Origin of the sequence: Streptomyces sp. NPDC002588 (assembly GCF_040295925.1) — a bacterium.
In the GTDB taxonomy this organism is placed as follows: domain Bacteria; phylum Actinomycetota; class Actinomycetes; order Streptomycetales; family Streptomycetaceae; genus Streptomyces.
This window is the reverse complement of the sequence record NZ_JBEOWF010000049.1, coordinates 1-16,595: the sequence shown is the minus strand read 5'-3', so window position 1 is coordinate 16,595 and position 16,595 is coordinate 1. Positions and strand designations below refer to the sequence as shown.

16 protein-coding genes are annotated in these 16,595 nt (G+C 70.8%); 10 read left to right on the top strand and 6 right to left on the bottom strand.

The genetic code is table 11. The features are described 5' to 3' along the window. Positions 1 to 563 precede the first annotated feature (563 nt). The 4 genes from ABT057_RS39840 to ABT057_RS39825 are packed head-to-tail and all read left to right on the top strand — an operon-like array spanning position 564 to position 4,423. Positions 564 to 3,020 carry a sensor histidine kinase gene (locus tag ABT057_RS39840; RefSeq protein WP_352348819.1) on the top strand — a complete coding sequence of 819 codons (2,457 nt, stop codon included), beginning with the start codon at positions 564 to 566 and terminating at the stop codon, positions 3,018 to 3,020. Next, the gene (locus ABT057_RS39835) at positions 3,017 to 3,454 is read left to right on the top strand and encodes a roadblock/LC7 domain-containing protein (RefSeq protein ID WP_352348818.1); all 438 of its coding nucleotides are present in this window, start codon (positions 3,017 to 3,019) and stop codon (positions 3,452 to 3,454) included. The genes ABT057_RS39840 and ABT057_RS39835 overlap by 4 nt, the downstream gene beginning before the upstream one ends. Next, positions 3,451 to 3,825, top strand: coding sequence for a DUF742 domain-containing protein (locus ABT057_RS39830; RefSeq protein ID WP_352348817.1), 375 nt, complete (start codon positions 3,451 to 3,453; stop codon positions 3,823 to 3,825). The genes ABT057_RS39835 and ABT057_RS39830 overlap by 4 nt, the downstream gene beginning before the upstream one ends. Continuing rightward, positions 3,806 to 4,423 (top strand): GTP-binding protein, encoded by a 618-nt coding sequence (locus ABT057_RS39825; RefSeq protein ID WP_352348816.1) that lies wholly within the window; start codon positions 3,806 to 3,808, stop codon positions 4,421 to 4,423. Before ABT057_RS39830 ends, ABT057_RS39825 begins: the two co-directional genes overlap by 20 nt. A 254-nt stretch (positions 4,424 to 4,677) precedes the next feature. Here the strand turns inward: ABT057_RS39825 and ABT057_RS39820 are convergent, their stop codons facing one another. Both ABT057_RS39820 and ABT057_RS39815 read right to left on the bottom strand, forming a co-directional pair. Continuing rightward, positions 4,678 to 5,718 carry an LLM class F420-dependent oxidoreductase gene (locus tag ABT057_RS39820; protein ID WP_352348815.1) on the bottom strand — a complete coding sequence of 347 codons (1,041 nt, stop codon included), beginning with the start codon at positions 5,716 to 5,718 and terminating at the stop codon, positions 4,678 to 4,680. An 88-nt stretch (positions 5,719 to 5,806) separates the two neighbouring features. Continuing rightward, entirely contained in the window at positions 5,807 to 6,478 is a 672-nt protein-coding gene (locus ABT057_RS39815) for a TetR/AcrR family transcriptional regulator (protein ID WP_352348814.1), read from the bottom strand. A gap of 140 nt (positions 6,479 to 6,618) precedes the next feature. Between ABT057_RS39815 and ABT057_RS39810 the strand changes: the two genes are divergently transcribed. The 4 genes from ABT057_RS39810 (at position 6,619) to ABT057_RS39795 (ending at position 10,062) form a co-directional block, all read left to right on the top strand. Then, positions 6,619 to 7,173: a cysteine hydrolase family protein gene (locus ABT057_RS39810; RefSeq protein WP_352348813.1), complete on the top strand. Its 555-nt coding sequence runs from the start codon at positions 6,619 to 6,621 to the stop codon at positions 7,171 to 7,173. 368 nt (positions 7,174 to 7,541) lie between these two features. Further along, on the top strand, positions 7,542 to 8,723 hold the full coding sequence (locus ABT057_RS39805; protein ID WP_352348812.1) for an acyl-CoA dehydrogenase family protein: 1,182 nt from the start codon (positions 7,542 to 7,544) through the stop codon (positions 8,721 to 8,723). Beyond that, a complete protein-coding gene (locus tag ABT057_RS39800; RefSeq protein WP_352348811.1) occupies positions 8,720 to 9,292 on the top strand; it encodes a flavin reductase family protein in 573 nt (190 codons plus the stop codon). Before ABT057_RS39805 ends, ABT057_RS39800 begins: the two co-directional genes overlap by 4 nt. A 29-nt stretch (positions 9,293 to 9,321) precedes the next feature. Continuing rightward, positions 9,322 to 10,062: a hypothetical protein gene (locus tag ABT057_RS39795; protein WP_352348810.1), complete on the top strand. Its 741-nt coding sequence runs from the start codon at positions 9,322 to 9,324 to the stop codon at positions 10,060 to 10,062. 70 nt (positions 10,063 to 10,132) lie between these two features. Here the strand turns inward: ABT057_RS39795 and ABT057_RS39790 are convergent, their stop codons facing one another. The 3 genes from ABT057_RS39790 to ABT057_RS39780 are packed head-to-tail and all read right to left on the bottom strand — an operon-like array spanning position 10,133 to position 12,818. Beyond that, on the bottom strand, positions 10,133 to 10,894 hold the full coding sequence (locus tag ABT057_RS39790; protein ID WP_352348809.1) for an SDR family NAD(P)-dependent oxidoreductase: 762 nt from the start codon (positions 10,892 to 10,894) through the stop codon (positions 10,133 to 10,135). A gap of 7 nt (positions 10,895 to 10,901) precedes the next feature. Then, positions 10,902 to 11,666 carry an SDR family NAD(P)-dependent oxidoreductase gene (locus tag ABT057_RS39785; RefSeq protein WP_352348808.1) on the bottom strand — a complete coding sequence of 255 codons (765 nt, stop codon included), beginning with the start codon at positions 11,664 to 11,666 and terminating at the stop codon, positions 10,902 to 10,904. Positions 11,667 to 11,690: 24 nt separating this feature from the next. Further along, positions 11,691 to 12,818 carry an acyl-CoA dehydrogenase family protein gene (locus tag ABT057_RS39780; RefSeq protein WP_352348807.1) on the bottom strand — a complete coding sequence of 376 codons (1,128 nt, stop codon included), beginning with the start codon at positions 12,816 to 12,818 and terminating at the stop codon, positions 11,691 to 11,693. A 98-nt stretch (positions 12,819 to 12,916) separates the two neighbouring features. Here ABT057_RS39780 and ABT057_RS39775 point away from each other — a divergent pair, with 98 nt between their 5' ends. Together ABT057_RS39775 and ABT057_RS39770 are read left to right on the top strand one after the other, a co-directional pair. Further along, positions 12,917 to 14,089, top strand: coding sequence for a thiolase family protein (locus ABT057_RS39775; protein ID WP_352348806.1), 1,173 nt, complete (start codon positions 12,917 to 12,919; stop codon positions 14,087 to 14,089). 6 nt (positions 14,090 to 14,095) lie between these two features. Further along, positions 14,096 to 14,857: an enoyl-CoA hydratase gene (locus ABT057_RS39770; RefSeq protein WP_352348805.1), complete on the top strand. Its 762-nt coding sequence runs from the start codon at positions 14,096 to 14,098 to the stop codon at positions 14,855 to 14,857. A 31-nt stretch (positions 14,858 to 14,888) separates the two neighbouring features. Here the strand turns inward: ABT057_RS39770 and ABT057_RS39765 are convergent, their stop codons facing one another. Then, positions 14,889 to 16,367, bottom strand: coding sequence for an aldehyde dehydrogenase family protein (locus ABT057_RS39765; protein WP_352348804.1), 1,479 nt, complete (start codon positions 16,365 to 16,367; stop codon positions 14,889 to 14,891). Between the last annotated feature and the right edge of the window lie 228 nt (positions 16,368 to 16,595).

Genomic DNA, 16,595 nt, shown 5'->3' with positions numbered 1-16,595 from the left:
CGCCGGCGACGACGTACATGCAGCGCACCCGGCGCCGCCCGCCGGGACCGCACCATGTCGTGATCTAGGTCACATTCACATCGTGCCGACCGGCCCTGCCCCGACGCCCGCCAGAGGCCTCCCGGTGGCGGGGGAGCGCACCGCCCATCCCGCTTCACCCTGTGTAATCAGCTGAAACGGCTTAGTGGCCAGGGTGAGCCGGCGGGGGGCGTGGCCATTTTCTACGCGCATAGTGGACTGGTTGTCCTAAACGGATGAACAGATTCTGTTGCGGGGTCTCTTGACCCGGGTCGGACGGCTCGGTTTCATACCTAATCGGCTGTGCGGCGAGGCGGGGACTCTGCCGTAATCCGGATCCTCTCTCCCCGTGTCTCCCGGCGTGTTCCACCAACTCCCCAGGCTGCGCCGGTGCGCTCCCGCATGCCCATCGCTCCGACGCGTCAAAGCGCCACCCCGGAAAGGAAATCGCCGGTGCCCCCGTTCCCCACCGCAGCTCACCTCAACTGCCTTGCCGTCAAATGCGGGTGGACGGAGTGAGCCGACACCGCTTCAAGCCCGTGCAGATGAGATCGACCACCGGCCGTGGCCGCAGCATCCGGGCGTCGCTGATCGCCCTCGCGGTGGCTCCGGCGGTGGCGATGATCCTGCTGTGGGCCACCGGTGCGGCCGTACAGCTCGACCAGTGGCACAAGGCTAGCGAGGAGGGGAATCCGGCGAAGACCACCTACGCCCTGGTGCCCGGCATCGGCATGTTCCAGAAAGAACGGCAGCTGACGGTCCGCTTTCTCTCCTCGGACGGCAGCCGTGCCGACCTTGACGCGCAGCGACGCCGGACCGATCTCGCGCTCGCCGCTTTCCACAAGGCGGATTCCTCCTCCGCGGGCGACGGGTCGGCGCAATACCAAGACCAGTTGGGCGTCGTGCGAAAGAGGCTCGACGATCTGACCGCCGAACGGGCCGCGGTCGACGGCGGGAAGACCACCCGACGGCACGCCTATGACGTCTACTCCAAGGCCGTGTCGTCCGTGCTGAATCTCTTCGGGATGCTGAGCACGGACAACGGCAGCGGGGCCACCGCGGCCGAAGCCGGCCACGCTCTGGCCTTCATGCGGGCGACGGAGGCGCTGTCGCGGGAAGAGGCGCTCCTGGACGGTGTCACCGCCTCCGGCCGGTTGACGGTCCAGGAGCGGACCGACCTGGTGGGCGCCGCTGCCGTCCGCGTCTCAGTCCTGTCCGACGAAGTGGCGCCGTACCTGCCCGAGGACTCACGAGCTGCCCTGGAAAAGGTCATGGGCGGCCGGGACTGGGCTGCCACGGCGGCCTACGAGAAAGCTCTCACCACGGCGGCCCCGCATGACGGCACCGTCGAAGTCGCCCGTGCCACGACCGCCCGGGCAGCCGCCCCGGGGCATGTGTCGGCCGAGGTGCAGGACGTGCAGAACCAGTACCTGCCCACCGTCACCAAGAACGCCGCGGACCGGAACCGCATGCTGCTCGACAGGGTGCTGGTGGGCAGCGCGCTCGCCCTGGTGGCGGTGCTCGCGGTCGCGGTGCTGTGCTGGCGCATCACACGATCGCTCATCGGCCGGATGGCCGGCCTGCGCGCGGCGACCCTGGAACTGGCCCAGGACCGGCTGCCCGAGCTGATCGCCCGGCTGCGGACCGAGGGCAGCCGGGCCGGGCTCGACGGGCTGCCCGAACTCGACTACGGGTCCGATGAGCTGGGCAGGGTCGCGGAAGCCTTCAACAGCGCCCAGCGGACCGCGGTGAGTGTCGCGCTGGAGCAGGCCTCCCTGCGTGAGGGAGCACGCCAGGTGTTCCACAACATGTCGCGCCGCATCCAGGTCCTGGTGCACCGTCAGCTCACGGTGATCGACGGCATGGAACGCAAGGAGCAGGATCCGCAGCTCCTCGCCGATCTCTACCGTGTCGACCATCTCGCCACCCGGATGCGGCGCAACGCGGAGAGCCTGACGGTCCTGTCCGGTGCTGCGCCGCGGCGCCGCTGGAAGCAGGCCGTGCCGCTCGCGGACCTCCTGCGCAGCGCGGTGTCCGAGATCGAGGACTACGCCCGTGTGGTGGTCGAACCGATGCCACCGACAGCGGTGGCCGGTCCAGCGGTCGGCGACACGATCCACCTCATGGCCGAACTGATCGAGAACGGCGTGATCTTCTCCCCACCGCACACCGAGGTACGCGTCCGGGCACTGCCGGTGGCCCAGGGATACGCCATCGAGGTGGAGGACCGGGGCCTGGGCCTGTCGGCGGCGGAGTACGAAGCGGCCAACGAACTGCTGCACGACCCGAAGGACTTCAGCCTCTCCACGCTGGGCGAAGACCCTCGCCTCGGACTTTTCACCGTCGGTCACCTCGCGCGGCGGCACGGGATCACACCGACTCTGCAAGCCTCGTCGTACGGCGGAACGCTCGCCGTCGTCGTGCTCCCGCAGAGCCTCACCGAACCGGTCACCGCCACCGCGCCGCCGGCGTCGGACGCCCGCGCGGAGCGTCATCTGGCCTCTGTCGCACACCCGGCGGGCGCGGGTGTCACGAGCGGCGGTATGCCGATGCGCACCCGCAAGGCGCCGCGTCCCCAGACTCCTCCCGCTCCGGCGCCGCCCACCGCCCCCGCCGTGCCTTCCTCGGGAACCGTGCCTCCCCGGGCGGCCCCGCCGCTGCGCGAAACCGGGCCCCTCCGCGAGGCCGTACCTTTCCGAACGGCCGCTCCTTCCGTGGGCCCCCGCGCGGATGGTTCCGGTCGCCTCCCGCGGCGCGTGCGCCAGGCCAGCCTCGCGCCTCAGCTCAGGGAGCGGCCCGGGCAACCGGACGGGGACCCCGGTCGCGGCCGGGAGACCGTGGAACGTCGGCCGGAGCAGGCACGTTCGATGCTCGCCGCGCTCCGGGACGGCACCCGCCGGGCCCGGGCCCAGGAGGAGGTCCCCGCACCCGTCTGGCCCTCGGCCCCGACCGAGCGGCACCCGCTGCCCGCACGCCCCCGTCCGACAAGGAACACGCCATGACAGCGATCAACAGCACGCACGGCGGACTGGCCTGGCTCTTGGACAGCCTGATCGAACGGATCCCCGAGACCCTGCACGCCATCGTCCTGTCGGAGGACGGTCTGCTGGTCGGTTCCTCGCAGTCCCTCGAACGAGCCGACGCCGAGCAGCTCGCCGCCATCGCCTCGGGTGTCCATTCCCTGGCCCAGGGCACCAGTCGGCACTTCGGCGGGGGCCGGGTGCAGCAGACCGTCATCGAGATGGACGACCTGTTCCTGTTCGTCACCACCGCGGGCGGCGGTGCCCGGCTCGCGGTGCTCGCCACCTCGGCGGTGGACGTGGGCAACGTCGGCTACGAGATGACGATGCTTGTCCGTCAGGTGGGTCAGTTCCTCAGCGCCGCCCCGCGATTCCCCGAGTACAGCGGTGGACAGTTCGCGGGTGAGCATGGATGAGGCACTGGTCCGAGGAAGACCCCTGGGCGGACGACGACCCCGGTCCGCTCGTCCGCCCCTACACCGTGACGGGCGGCCGGACCTCGTCCGTCCGCCCCGGCATCGAGCTGATCTCACTGATCAGCACCGTCCGGCCGCCCACGCGCGACCAGCGGCTGCAGCCCGAACAGAACCGGCTGCTCGCACTGTGCCGTGAACCGACGGCCCTGGTGGAGGTCGCCGCCCGTCTCGACCTGCCGGTCGCGGTGGTCCGGGTGCTCCTCGACGACCTCCTGGGCCACCGGCTCGTCTCCGTCTCCCAGCCCTCCGCGGTCGGATCCTCCGACGCCCGTTTCGTCCAGGCAGTGATCGATGGCATTCGCAGAATCTGACCCCGGCCGCAACGCACTCTCGCCCGACGCGGCGACGGCCAAGATCCTCGTCGCCGGTGGCTTCGGTGCCGGCAAGACCACCCTGGTCGGTGCGATCAGCGAGACGGAGCCCCTGCGCACCGAAGAGCTCATCACCGAGGCCAGTGTCGGCGTGGACGACCTGGCGGGCGTGGAACAGAAGACCACGACGACGGTCGCCATGGACTTCGGCCGGATCACCCTCGGTCCGGCGCTCGTGGTCTACCTCTTCGGAGCCCCGGGGCAGGACCGCTTCTGGTTCATGTGGGACGACCTGTCGCGCGGCGCACTCGGCGCGGTCGTACTGGCCGACGCGCGGCGGCTGGAGAGCTGCTTCCCGTCCGTCGACTTCTTCGAACACCGCGGCATACCGTTCGCCGTCGGCGTGAACTGCTTCGACGGCCGGTGCGACGAGGACGCGGAGGAGATCCGCACCGCACTCGACCTCGATCCCGATGTGCCTCTGGTGCTGTGCGACGCCCGCGACAGGGAGTCGGTGAAGGGGGTGCTGCTCGCCCTCCTCGAACATGTGATGCGAGGACTGGCGGCCGAGGCATCTCAGGCCCGCCAGCCGGTCTAGATGTTTCGCCCCAGTGCCGCGGCAGGCAACGTTCGCCCGTCAAGGAGCGGCGTCCGGCGCGTGCTCTCGGCGTGCCGGGTGGAAGCCCTCGTACTGGATGTACTTGGGCTTGCACCCGGTGCGGCGGTGGGGGCCCCTCCCGCTCGAGCGAAGTCGAGAGTGGGGGAGCGTGCCGGGCGTCGCGACGGGGCGAACGTTGCCTGCCGCGGCACTAACAGCCGGTACCCGGCGCCGGCCGGAGTTCGTGGGCCGGCTCAGGAGACCATCGTCCTGAGGTTCTCGATGTCGGTCAGGCGCTGTGCCGTGGTGTGGGCCAGCGGGCGGACCTGGAGAGTGGTGACCCCGGCGGCCCGGAAGGCGGCGAGGCGTTCGGCGACATAGGAGGCGGGGCCGATCAGGGAGGTCGCCCGCAGCAGGTCGGCGGGTACGGCGGCCGCGGCCTCGTCCCTGCGGCCGGACAGGTACAGGTCCTGGACGGCGGCCGCGGCGGACTCGTAGCCGTAGCGGCAGGCGAGGTCGTTGTAGAAGTTGTGGCCCCGTGCGCCCATGCCGCCGATGTACAGGGCGAGTTGAGGCCGGGCGAGGTCGATCAGGTCGTCGACGTCCTCGCCGATGGCCAGGGGCGGGGAGACCACGACGTCGAGTGGTCCGAGGGCAGGGTCCCGCACCGCGGATCCTTCGGCCAGCGCAGGGCCCCACACGCCGTCCGCTTTCTCCGGGTGGAAGAACATCGGCATCCATCCCTCGGCGATCTCGGCCGCCAGGGCCACGTTCTTGGGTCCGATGGCGGCCAGCACGATCGGGACGCGTTCGCGCACCGGGCTGTTGATGAGCTTCAGCGGTCTGCCCAGGCCGGTGCCCTGGTCGGGCGGGAGCGGGATCCGGTAGTGACGGCCCTCGTGTACGACCTTCTCCCGGCGCCAGACCGACCGGCAGATCTCCACGATCTCACGGGTGCGAGCCAGGGGAGCGGTGAACGGCTGCCCGTGGAAGCCCTCGATCACCTGCGGTCCCGAGGCTCCGATGCCGAGGGTGAACCGGCCGTCGGAGACGTAGTCCAGGCCGGCCGCCGTCATCGCCGTCAGGGTGGGGGTGCGGGTGTAGATCTGGAGGATTCCGGAGGCGATCTCCAGACGTTCGGTGTGCGCGGCGATGAAGCCGAGCTGGCTGATCGCGTCGAAGGAGTAGGCCTCGGGGACGAAGACGATGTCCAGCCCGGCCTTCTCGTAGTCACGGAGGACGGCGACGGTCTCCTTGAAACCGCCGCTGTAGCTCAAGGGCATACCGATGCGCATGGCGACCTCCACCCTTCCCTGGCCGACAAATAAAGTGCACTCTATAGGCTTCCGTGGGGATCGGCGGGGTTCGCGGACCGCATCCGGTTCACCGCGGGGGCGTGAGCAGGCCGGCGACGATGTCGCCGAGTGGACCGAGGAGGTCCTCGGACGTCGCCTCGCCCAAGGGCTGAAGGCCGACGGTGGAGCGCAGGACGGCGACGCCGACTCCCAGGGCGACCAGGAGTTGCGCTCGCAGGAGGTTTTCGGCCTCCGGAGCCGACCGGGCGCCCGAGGCCGCGAGCACCTGGCGGCTGAAGTCCTCGAGGGCGTGCCGGCGCAGCTCGTCCACCTGCTCGTCGCCGGAGTCCCGCAACAGCATCAGCACGGGATGCTCGCCGAACTCCGCCCATGCCCCGGCCGCCAGCTGACGGCTGAGGGCCTCGGCCAGGGCGGCGGGGTCGCCGGGGAACCCGCCTTCGCCGCCGAGGAATCGGGGTGCCGTTGCCAGGGCCGCTTTGAACAGGCCTTCTTTGGAGCCGAAGTACCGTTTGATGAGTGCCAGGTTGACCCCCGCGTCGGCGGCGACGTCCCGCAGCGTCGTGCGGTCGTACCCCAGGCGGGTGAACCGGCCGCGGGCGGCCTCGAGCAGCGCCTGACGAGTCGCCGCCGCGTCCCGCCGCCGTGGTCTGCCGGCAGGCCGGGAGCCGAGGGGGGAATCGGTTCGATCGGGCGTATCCGGCACGTCCTCCGACGGCACACCGGCTCCTCTCGTCGTCACCACCTCGGACCCCTTCCTCGCGTTGCCCGGCCCGTCCGGCCGCCGCTAAGTAATCACTCGTTGACATCGCTCCGGGGCGGAGCTACGTTACCAAGTAATCACTTGATGACTTATGCTCCGGCGTGGAAGGAACGATGGCAGTGCCCCAGCAAGCGCTTCTCGTCATGGATGTCCAGCAGGTCGTGGTCGACCGCTACCCCGCCCCCGACTACCTTCCGCGCCTGCGCAAGGCGATCGACGCCGCCCGGGCGGGCGGCATCCCCGTGATCTACGTGGTGGTCGGGTTCCGCCCCGGATACCCGGAAGTCAGCGCCCGGAACAAGATGTTCGGAGCGCTGGCGAGCGCACCGGCGGCCCCGGCCGGTGACGAGCGGATGACGCGGATCCATCCCGACGTGGCTCCCGAACCCGGCGACATCGTCGTCACCAAGCGACGCGTCAGCGCCTTCGCCGGCAGCGACCTCGACATGGTTCTGCGGGCCCGTGGCATCGATCGCCTCGTCCTCACCGGCATCGCCACCAGCGGCGTCGTGCTGTCCACGCTGCGCCAGGCGGCCGACCTGGACTACGGCCTCGCCGTGCTGTCCGACGCATGCCTCGACGCCGACCCGGAAGTGCACCGGGTTCTCACGGAGAAGGTGTTCCCCCAGCAGGCGGACGTCACGACCGTGGCCGACTGGGCAGCGGCACCCTGACCTCCCGCGAGCCCCTCGCGTACGGCCGCGCCGGACGGTACGTCACACCCGCCGTGTTCGCCCCGTGGAACATGGCGTTCGCGGCCGCGTTGCTCGCACACCGGCGAGATCAGGCCACCTCCGATCGCGTTCGCCACGGTGTCGCACACCGCCTCGACGACCTCGCCCGCGGCGCCGGCGTGTGGCCCTCCGCCATCGAGGGCCGCTCCACCACAGCGCCGCGCCCCCGCGTCACGCACTGAAGCCGCCCTGTCCCGGTCAGCGGAAAGCGCCCAGCGGGTGCTGGTCGCGCGCCCCGACACTGAGGCCGTCCGGCCGCCGGTGACGCGCGGCATGTGCGAGGGATCAGTGACCGGGAGGTGTGCGGCGTGACGCATGAGGTGGTCGGTCGTGTCGAGGAGCTGGGTGCCGAACTGGCCGGGCTGGCCGACGAGAACGAGTCACTCGGCAAGTTGAGTGACCGGACGGTGGAGTTGCTGCGTTCGGCGGGGGTCGTGCGGCTGTTGCAGCCCAAGGAGTTCGGGGGGTTCGGCGCCCACCCCCGGGATTTCGCGGAGGCGGTGATGGCGGTCGCGCGGTATGACGGGGCCGCGGGGTGGGTGTGCGGTGTGGTGGGGGTGCACCCGTGGGAGCTGGCGCAGATGGATCCCCGGCTGGCCCATGAGGTCTGGGACGACGATCCGGACACCTGGATCGCCTCGCCGTACATGCCGAACGGTATCGCCGAACCGGTGGACGGCGGCTATGTCCTCAGCGGACGCTGGCCGTTCTCCTCGGGCAGCGACCACTGCCGCTGGGACTTCCTCGGCGCGCTGCTGGGGGACGGCAAGGGCAGGCCCGCCGGCCCCATCACCGTGCTGCACGTCGTCCTGCCGCGCTCGGACTACGAGATCGTCGACGGCACGTGGGACGTGATCGGGCTGTCGGGGACCGGCAGCAAGGATGTCGTCGTGGACAAGGCGTTCATCCCCGAGCACCGGGTGATCCGGCAGGAATCGGTCCAGGAGGGCACGGCCGCGGAGGCCGTCGGACTCACCGACACCCTGTACCGGCTGCCGTTCAGCTCGATGTTCCCGCTCGGGATCACGGCGGCCGTCGTCGGCATCTGCGAGGGCGCGCTCGCCGTCCATCTGGCGCAGCAGCGCGACCGGGTGGCGGTGACCGGTGTTCAGGTGCGTGACGATCCGTATGTGCTGTATGCGGCCGGTGAGGCGGCGGCGGAGATCGCTGCGTCGCGGGTGCAGCTGATCGATGGGATCAGCCGGTTGTACGACCAGGTGGAGGCGGGTGAGCGGGTCACGCTGGAGGACCGGGCGGATGTGCGGCGCAATCAGGTGCGGTGTGCCTGGCGGGCGGTCTCCGCGCTGGACGAGATCTTCGCGCGGTCCGGTGGCAACGCGATCCGGCGGGGCAATCCGATGCAGCGGTTCTGGCGGGACGCGCATGTGGGTCTGCAGCACATGATCCATGTGCCCGGCTCGGCCTATCACGCGAACGCCCTGGCCCGGATGGGGCTGGAACTGCCCGAGCCGATGCGCATCCTGATATGAGCGAGGGAGCGACGCACTCCCGGACGGCGGACACCGACGCGATCGACGGCCGACGGTTCCGCGACGTCCTGGGCAACTTCCCCACCTCCGTGGTCGCGATCACCACGACGGATGCCGAGCAGCGGCCGCACGGCATGGTCGTCGGCACCTTCACATCCGTGTCGCTGGACCCGCCCCTGGTGTCCTTCCTCGCGGACCGCTCCTCCACCACCCTGCGAACGATCCGCGCCGCCGGCCGTTTCTGCGCCAACTCGCTCGCGGGCAACCAGGAACGGCTCTCGCGGAAGCTCGCCACCGGCCCGGCCGGACAGCGCTTCGAGGGCACGACCTGGAGGCCGTCCGACCTGGGCAATCCCGTGCTGGACGGGGTCGTCGCGTGGGTCGACTGCAGGGTGGAGCAGGTCGTCGAGATCGGTGATCACTTGTTGGTCGTCGGGCGGGTCCGTGACCTGCGCGTCGAGTCGCCCAAGACCCCGCTGCTGTTCTTCCGGGGCGGATACGGCGACTACCTGTCGAGCGCGGGACCGCTGCTCGACACCCTCGTGGGCTGGCACGAGATCGGCCGGTAGACACCGGCCGGCAGAATAGGGAGCCGCAGATGAATCAAGACCTCCACATAAGACTGCAACGCGTGTCCGCGTGGTGCGGAGTCATCCTGTTCGTGGGATTCTTCGCCGCCTTCGCGGTGGGGCACCTCACCCCGCCGATGAGTCCGACGGAGAGCCCCGACGACATCGTCACGTTCCTCAAGGACCACCGCACAGGGATACTCACCTGTGTCGCCCTGATGGTCCTGCTCGTCCCGTTCGAGTACCCGTACGTCGTCGTGACGAGCATGCAGCTGCGCCGGGTCGAGGGCGGCTGGGGACTGCTCTCCATGATCCAGCTCACCACGGGCGTGGTGGCCCCGCTCGGGTTCTTCTTCCCGCTCGCGATCCTCGCCGCCGCGGCCTGGCGGCCGGAGGCCCACTCCGCCGACGTCCTGTCCGCGATGACCGACACCTTCTGGCTCATGTTCGTGGGCAACGCCTGCATCTTCGTGCTGCAGGTCTGGTCGATCGGGTACGCGGCGTTCATCGACCACCGCCGCGCGGTGCCGGTCTTTCCGCGCTGGTACGGCTGGCTCAGCATGCTGCTGGGAGTGCTGCTGATCCCCGGCGCCTTCGTCTTCCTCAACACGAGCGGCCCGCTCGCCTGGAACGGACTGTTCGCGTACCTGATCCCCTCGATCGCGTACGTCTTCTGGAAGATCGCCACACCGTACGTGCTGCTGAAGGCGATCACCTCCGAGAAGAAGGAACTGGCCGAGCAGCCGGAGGCCCAGCCGGCGACCGTGTAGGACAGCCGCAACGCCTGTGGCCGCGCCCCGCGATCGACGTCGCGGGGCACGGCCACAGGCATTGCGGAGATCAGACGGAGAGCGCGAACCCGCCCGTCACACGCAGGGTTTCGCCGGTGACGAAGGAGGCCTTCGACGAGACCAGGAACAGCAGCGCCTCGACGATGTCCTGCTCCTGGCCCTCCTGCCGCAGGATCTGTTCCCCGAGGACACGGTCCGCTTCGGCGGGGGACAACTGGGCCCGCACGGTGTCGGTGAAGATGAGGCCCGGTGCGATCGCGTTGACCCGGATGCCCGCGGCGGCGAACTCGCGGGCGAAGGCGACTGTCAGACCCCGTACGGCGAGCTTGGAGACGCCGTAGATGCTCCGGTTCGCATAGGCCGCCGACGACGAGATGTTGACGATGCCGGCACCGGGCCGTCCCCGCATGGCCTCGTGCGCCGCGAGTGAGCAGATGACGGTGCCCATGACGTTGACGTCGAGGACTCGTCGCACCTTGGTGAGGCCGAGTTCGGTGAACGGCTTGTTGTAGGCGGCGTGCAGGCCCGCGTTGTTGACCAGGATGTCGAGTCCGCCGTGGTGTTCGGCGATCTCGCCGACGACCTCGCCGACCTGCGCCTCGTCGGCCACGTCACAGGCGACTCCGGTCGCGCTCAGGCCCTTCGCCGTGAGGTCCGCCGCCGCCTCGGCCGCGGCGTCCCCGTCGATGTCGGCGAGCACGACATGTGCGCCGAGAGCCGAAAGGGCCTCCCCGAACGCCTTGCCGAAGCCCCGGCCACCCCCGGTGACGAGGGCCACCCTGCCCTGGTGCTCTGTGGTGTCGTTCCGCATCAGAACCTCACTTCGGGCCGAATCGCTGGCCGGCGTCGAGCCGGAGGCACTGGCCGTTCAGCATCGGGTTGTCGACGACGGCGAGGGCGAGCTTCGCGTACTCCTCGGGGCGGCCGAGCCGCCTGGGGAACGCGGCGTCCTTCACCAGCGCGGCCCGCGTCTCGGCGGGGATCTTCTCGGTGGCGCCCGTCTCGAACAGACTGGGCGCGATGGCGACCACGCGGATGCCGAGCGAGCCGAGGTCGCGGGCCATGGTGAGGCTCATCCCGGCGATCGCCGCCTTGGCCGCCGAGTAGGCGACCTGGCCGATCTGCCCCTCGAACGCGGCGATCGACGACGTGTTGACGATCACCCCCCGTTCACCGTCGGGCTCCTCCGGCTCGTTGCGGCTCATGTGCGCGGCGGCCAGCCGACTGATGTTGAAGGTGGCGACGGCGTTCAGGTCGAGCACCCGGCGGAAGGTCTCCAGGTCGTGCGGACCGTCCTTGCCGAGCGTGCGGCGTACACTGCCGCCGCCCGCGGTGGTGACCGACACGTGCAGGCCACCGAGGGCGTCCACGGCGGTCTCGAGCGCGCTCTGCGTCGCCTCGAAGTCGGTCACGTCGACGGGATGGAAGCTCCCGCCGAGCGAGGCGGCGACCTCCGCCCCCGCCGACGCCGGACGGTCCAGTACGGCGACGTCGGCGCCGCGGGCCGCGAGCAGTTCGGCGGTGGCCCGGCCCATGCCGGAGGCGCCGCCGAACACCACGGCCTTCTTGCCCTTGATCTCCATCGGGAACCTTTCGGATCTTGTCGCTCAGGCGGACACGGGAGACTGCCGCAGGAGGGTGCACAGCCGGTCGCGGTGCACGGCGGCGTCGCCGTACAGCACGCTGTCGGTCCGGGCGCGGCGCAGATGGAGGTGGAGGTCGTGCTCCCAGGTGAAGCCGATGCCGCCGTGCAGTTGGAGCGCCCGGGCCGCCACCTCGCCGGCCCCCGCCGCCGTGTACGCGGCGGCGGCGCAGGCCGCGCGGGCGGCGTCGTCGGTGCCCGCGTCGGCGGCCATCGCCGCGTAGTAGGTGGCCGCGCGGGTGCCGTGCACGAGCATCGCCATGTCGGAACACGCGTGTTTGACGGCCTGGAACGTTCCGATCGGCCGCCCGAACTGCACCCGGGACCTGGTGTGTTCGACCGTGAGGTCCAGCATGCGCTGCATCACGCCGAGCGCGTCTGCGCAGCGCAGCACCGACGCCTCGTCGAGCAGCCGCTGGATCTCGTCGGGTCCGGCGGCCGTCAGGCGGCGCTCGCGCGGGACGCGTACGCCCTCGAACCGGATCTCGTGGAACGAGCGGGTCAGGTCCAGGACCTGCTGCCGGCGTACGGCGACGCCGGGGGCCGTACGGTCGACGAGGAAGGACGCCGGGACGCCGTCGTGGCGTGCCGTGACGAGCAGCCAGCGGGCGCCCCCCGCATCCTGCACCGCGGTCTTGACCCCGTCGAGGACGACCGCGTCCCCGTCGGTTCGGGCGGTGGCCCGGACACCGTCGAGGGACCAGGGCGCGTGCGGCTCGGCGAAAGCCCAGGTGGCCCAGCCCGATCCCGCGGCGAGCGCGGGCAGCACCTCGGCCCGCAGCTCGGGCGGCCCGGTCTCGGCGAGCGCCCGTCCGACCATCGCGGTCGGCGCGAACGGACCCCGCCCGAGCGCTCGCCCCATCTCCTCGGCGACGAGCGCGAGTTCCACCAGGCCCTGGCCGGTGCCGCCGTACTCCTCGGGCAGCCCCAGACCGGGCCAGCCGAGGTCGGCCGTCAGCCGCCACACCTCGGGGTCGACGTCCTCGTCCCGATCCGCCCACGTCCGTACATGCTCGATCGGGGCCCGGTCCGACAGCAGGTCGCGCGAAGCCTCGCGCAGCATCTCCTGCTCCTCACTGAGCTCGAAGTTCACCAGAACAAGGTATCCTCTATTCCTTGCCTGGTCGAGGTGTTGGCCGGAAGAGGCGGCTAGTCTGTTCTTGCTTCTCTTATTTAAGTACTCTGAATTACATGGTTGATGCCGTTCTTCTCTCCGCGTGCCGAACCGCGATCGGAACCGCCCGCCGAGGAACCCTTCGGGACACCGACGCCTTCGAACTCGCCACGACCGTCGTCCGTGAGGCCCTGCGGCGCAGTGGACTGCCTCCCGAGACGATCGACGACGTCGTCCTCGGTGAATCCCTCGCGGGAGGCGGCGACATCGCCCGGTACGCGGCGCTCCGGGCGGGGCTGACGCACGTCCCCGGCCTGGCGCACAACCGGCACTGCGCCTCCGGACTCGCGAGCGTGGCCACCGCCGCCGCGAGCGTGCGGGCCGGGATGGACCGTGCGGTGATCGCGGGCGGGACGCACTCGTCGTCGACGGCACCGGTGGCCCGGCGCCGGATCCCCGGCACCGACGACTGGCAGGACCCCTGGATGGCGCCGACCCATGTCCCGACCTACGAGGCGCCCAACGACGACATGGCCGTCCTCGTCGGCTGGAACACGGCCCGGCTGACCGGCCTCACCCGAGAAGAGATGGACGGCTGGGCGCTGCGCTCCCACGAGCGGGCCGTACGGGCCATCGACGAAGGGCGGTTCGGCGACGAGATCGTGCCCGTCGAGGTCACCGGCCGGGACGGAGCCACTTCGGTCTTCGACACGGACGAGCATCCACGGCGGGACACCAGCGCGCAGAAGCTGGCCGCTCTGAAGGTGCTGCACCCCGAGATCGAGGGCTTCTCCATCACGGCGGGCAACTCCAGCGGCGTCAACGACGGCGCGGCCGCGGTCGTCGTCGCCGGCTCGGACGTGGCCGCCGCACACGGACTCACCCCCATCGCGACCGTACGGTCCTGGGCGAGCGTGGGCGTCGACCCCGTCGAGACCGGGCTCGCGCCGATCGCCGCGATCCGCAAGGCCCTCGACCGTGCCGGGCTCGGCATCGACGACATCGATCTGTTCGAGGTCAACGAGGCCTTCGCCGCGGTCGCCGTCGCCACCACCCGCGAACTGGGCCTCGACCCCGAGCGGGTCAACCCGTACGGCAGCGGCTGCAGCCTCGGCCACCCGATCGCCACCACCGGCACACGCATGGTCGTCACCCTCGCCCACGAACTGCGCCGCCGGGGCGGCGGGACCGCGGTCGCCGCCATGTGCGCGGGCGGCGGCATGGGCTCGGCCATGGTCCTCACGGTCTGAACGACGGTGATCGAGACCGGAGCCGAGGGACTGGACTGCCGTTGGACGGACGGCGTGCTGTGGGTGACGCTGGCCCGGCCGCAGGCACGCAACGCACTCACGATCGCCATGCGACGCGGGCTCATCGAGGCGGTGCGGGCGGCCGACGCGGACGCGGAGACCCGGCTGGTCGTCCTCACGGGCACCGATCCCGCGTTCTCGGCCGGCATCGACCTCAAGGAGGCGCTGGGCAACGGCACCGGTTCCCCCCGGGGCGCGCGCACCGACCCCGCCGAGGTGGTGCGGGCGTGCCGGACGCCCGTGCTCGGGGTGGTCAACGGCCTCTGCTACACAGGCGCGTTGGAGCTGGCGTTGTCGTGTTCGTTCCTCATCGCCTCCGACCGGGCCCGGTTCGCGGACACCCACGCCGCCATCGGGCTGACCGCCGGCTGGGGGATGAGCGCGCTGCTGCCGCGAGCGGTCGGCGTGCGCCTCGCGCGCCGCATGATGCTGACCGGCGAGCCGATCGATGCCCGAGAGGCGCTGCGTGCGGGCCTGGTGACCGAAGTCGTGGCGCACCGCAGTCTGCTCGACCGGGCGCGTCAGATCGCCGGTCTCATCCGCGCCGCGCACCCCGGCGCCGTCGCGGAGACGCTCGGACTGCTCGCGGCCGGAGAGGACACCAGCCTCGCCCACGCGCTCGCGCTGGAGGCGCAGGCGAAGCTGCGGCGGCGTCACGACGTGGCCGACGTGGCGCGACGCTTCGCGGCGCGAACGGACCGGCCGTGACCGGTGCGCACCGACCGGACGGGGCGGCCGCTCAGCGCGCGGCCCAGCTGACGGTCTTCGTCTGCAGGTACTCGTCGAGCCCGAACCGCCCCCACTCCCGGCCGAGTCCGCTCTGTTTGTATCCGCCGAACGCGGCCCTGGGGTTCACCCCGGCGCTGCCGCCGTTGATCGTGACTCCGCCGGCCCGGATGCGGGAGGCCATCTCGTACGCGGCCACGGTGTCGGCGCTCCAGACCGCGCCGGCGAGGCCGTACGGGCTGTCGTTCGCCATCCGTACCGCCTCCTCGTCCGTGCGGAACGGGATGACGACACCCACGGGTCCGAAGAACTCCGTGCGTGCGATGGCCATGCGGTTGTCGACGCCGGTGAAGAGGGTGGGCTCGACGAAGTAGCCCCGATCGAGTCCTGCGGGGCGTCTTCCGCCGCGGACGAGACGCGCGCCCTCCTCCTCGCCGACCCGGATCAGCTTCTCGACCTTGTCCCGTTGTGCCTCGCTGATCAACGGACCCATGGTGGTGGACGCGTCAGCCGGATCACCGACCCTGACCGCGTCGAGCGCCGTGTTCAGCCGGTCGACGAACTCGTCGTGGACGGACGCGTGCACGAGGGTGCGGGTGAGCAGGGAACAGCCCTGTCCGGCGTGGGTGGTGATGCCCGCGAGCGCGGAGCGCACGGCGCCGGCGAGGTCGCCGTCGGCGCGGACGATGTTGGCGGACTTGCCGCCGAGTTCGAGGACGGCCTTCTTCAGGGAGGCCGCGGCCTGCGCGTACACCGCACGTCCCACCGCGTCCGAGCCGGTGAAGCTGACGAGGTCCACCATGGGGTGCGTGGTCAGCTCCCGGCCCGCCTCGATGTCACCGGTGACGATGTTGAGCACACCCGGCGGCAGGCCGGCGGCATCGGCGAAGTCGCCGATCAGCAGGGACTCCAGGGGAGTCGCGGGCGCCGGTTTCAGTACGGCGGTGCAGCCCGCCGCGAGGGCCGGGATCACCTTCATCATGCTGAGGAAGAACGGGAAGTTGTAGGCGGAGATCAGGGCGCACACGCCGAACGCCTCGCGGCGCAGCACCCCTTGGAAGACGCCGATACCCGGTGTGATCGTCGGGTCCATCGGGTGCTCCCAGGCGAAGGCCGGCATGACCCGCTCCGCCATGTCGCGCAGATGCGCCACCGGGACCCGGGTCTGCAGGGTCTCGGCCAGCGACCGGACCGAGCCCGCCTCGGCCATGTTGACCGCCACGAGCTCGGGCAGCCGGCGTTCCATCTCCTCGGCCATGCGCAGCAGGACCGCGGCCCGCTCCGCCGGCTTCATCCGGGGCCAGGGGCCCTCGTCGAAGGCGCGCCGGGCCGCCTCGACGGCTTGCCGCACGTCTGCCGGTGACGAGCCCGGGACTTCCGTGACCGTCTCCTCGGTCGCAGGATTGCGAACGAGGATCGGGGTGTCCGACCGGCCGTCGGTCCGGCGCCCGTCGATGTAGAGCTGCGAAGAGAACGCGTACGCCGTCGTCATGTGCCGTCTCCTGATCGCCTGCCCGACCTGTCCATTTGAGTGTACTGAATTATGCCCCTCGTGGAAGCTGTGGCGGGTGGTCGGCTTCATGTCAGGGGTCTGACGGCTTTCGGGTGCGGCTGGAGCGGTAATCCGCATGCTGAATCATTGACTGGACCGGTCGGTACAGCTAACTTCGGCCTCATCCGCGGGTCGGGTTCTGGCGCGAACGACGAGGTTCGAAAGAGG

Bases quoted from the DNA above. Each gene is read 5' to 3' on its own strand.
- ABT057_RS39840 (WP_352348819.1), top strand. From the start codon at position 564: ATGAGATCGACCACCGGCCGTGGCCGCAGCATCCGGGCGTCGCTGATC.
- ABT057_RS39800 (WP_352348811.1), top strand. From the start codon at position 8,720: ATGAGCGAGGGAGCGACGCACTCCCGGACGGCGGACACCGACGCGATC.
- ABT057_RS39825 (WP_352348816.1), top strand. From the start codon at position 3,806: ATGGCATTCGCAGAATCTGACCCCGGCCGCAACGCACTCTCGCCCGAC.
- ABT057_RS39820 (WP_352348815.1), bottom strand. From the start codon at position 5,718: ATGCGCATCGGTATGCCCTTGAGCTACAGCGGCGGTTTCAAGGAGACC.
- ABT057_RS39790 (WP_352348809.1), bottom strand. From the start codon at position 10,894: ATGCGGAACGACACCACAGAGCACCAGGGCAGGGTGGCCCTCGTCACC.
- ABT057_RS39775 (WP_352348806.1), top strand. From the start codon at position 12,917: ATGGTTGATGCCGTTCTTCTCTCCGCGTGCCGAACCGCGATCGGAACC.
- ABT057_RS39785 (WP_352348808.1), bottom strand. From the start codon at position 11,666: ATGGAGATCAAGGGCAAGAAGGCCGTGGTGTTCGGCGGCGCCTCCGGC.
- ABT057_RS39795 (WP_352348810.1), top strand. From the start codon at position 9,322: ATGAATCAAGACCTCCACATAAGACTGCAACGCGTGTCCGCGTGGTGC.
- ABT057_RS39765 (WP_352348804.1), bottom strand. From the start codon at position 16,367: ATGACGACGGCGTACGCGTTCTCTTCGCAGCTCTACATCGACGGGCGC.
- ABT057_RS39830 (WP_352348817.1), top strand. From the start codon at position 3,451: ATGAGGCACTGGTCCGAGGAAGACCCCTGGGCGGACGACGACCCCGGT.
- ABT057_RS39835 (WP_352348818.1), top strand. From the start codon at position 3,017: ATGACAGCGATCAACAGCACGCACGGCGGACTGGCCTGGCTCTTGGAC.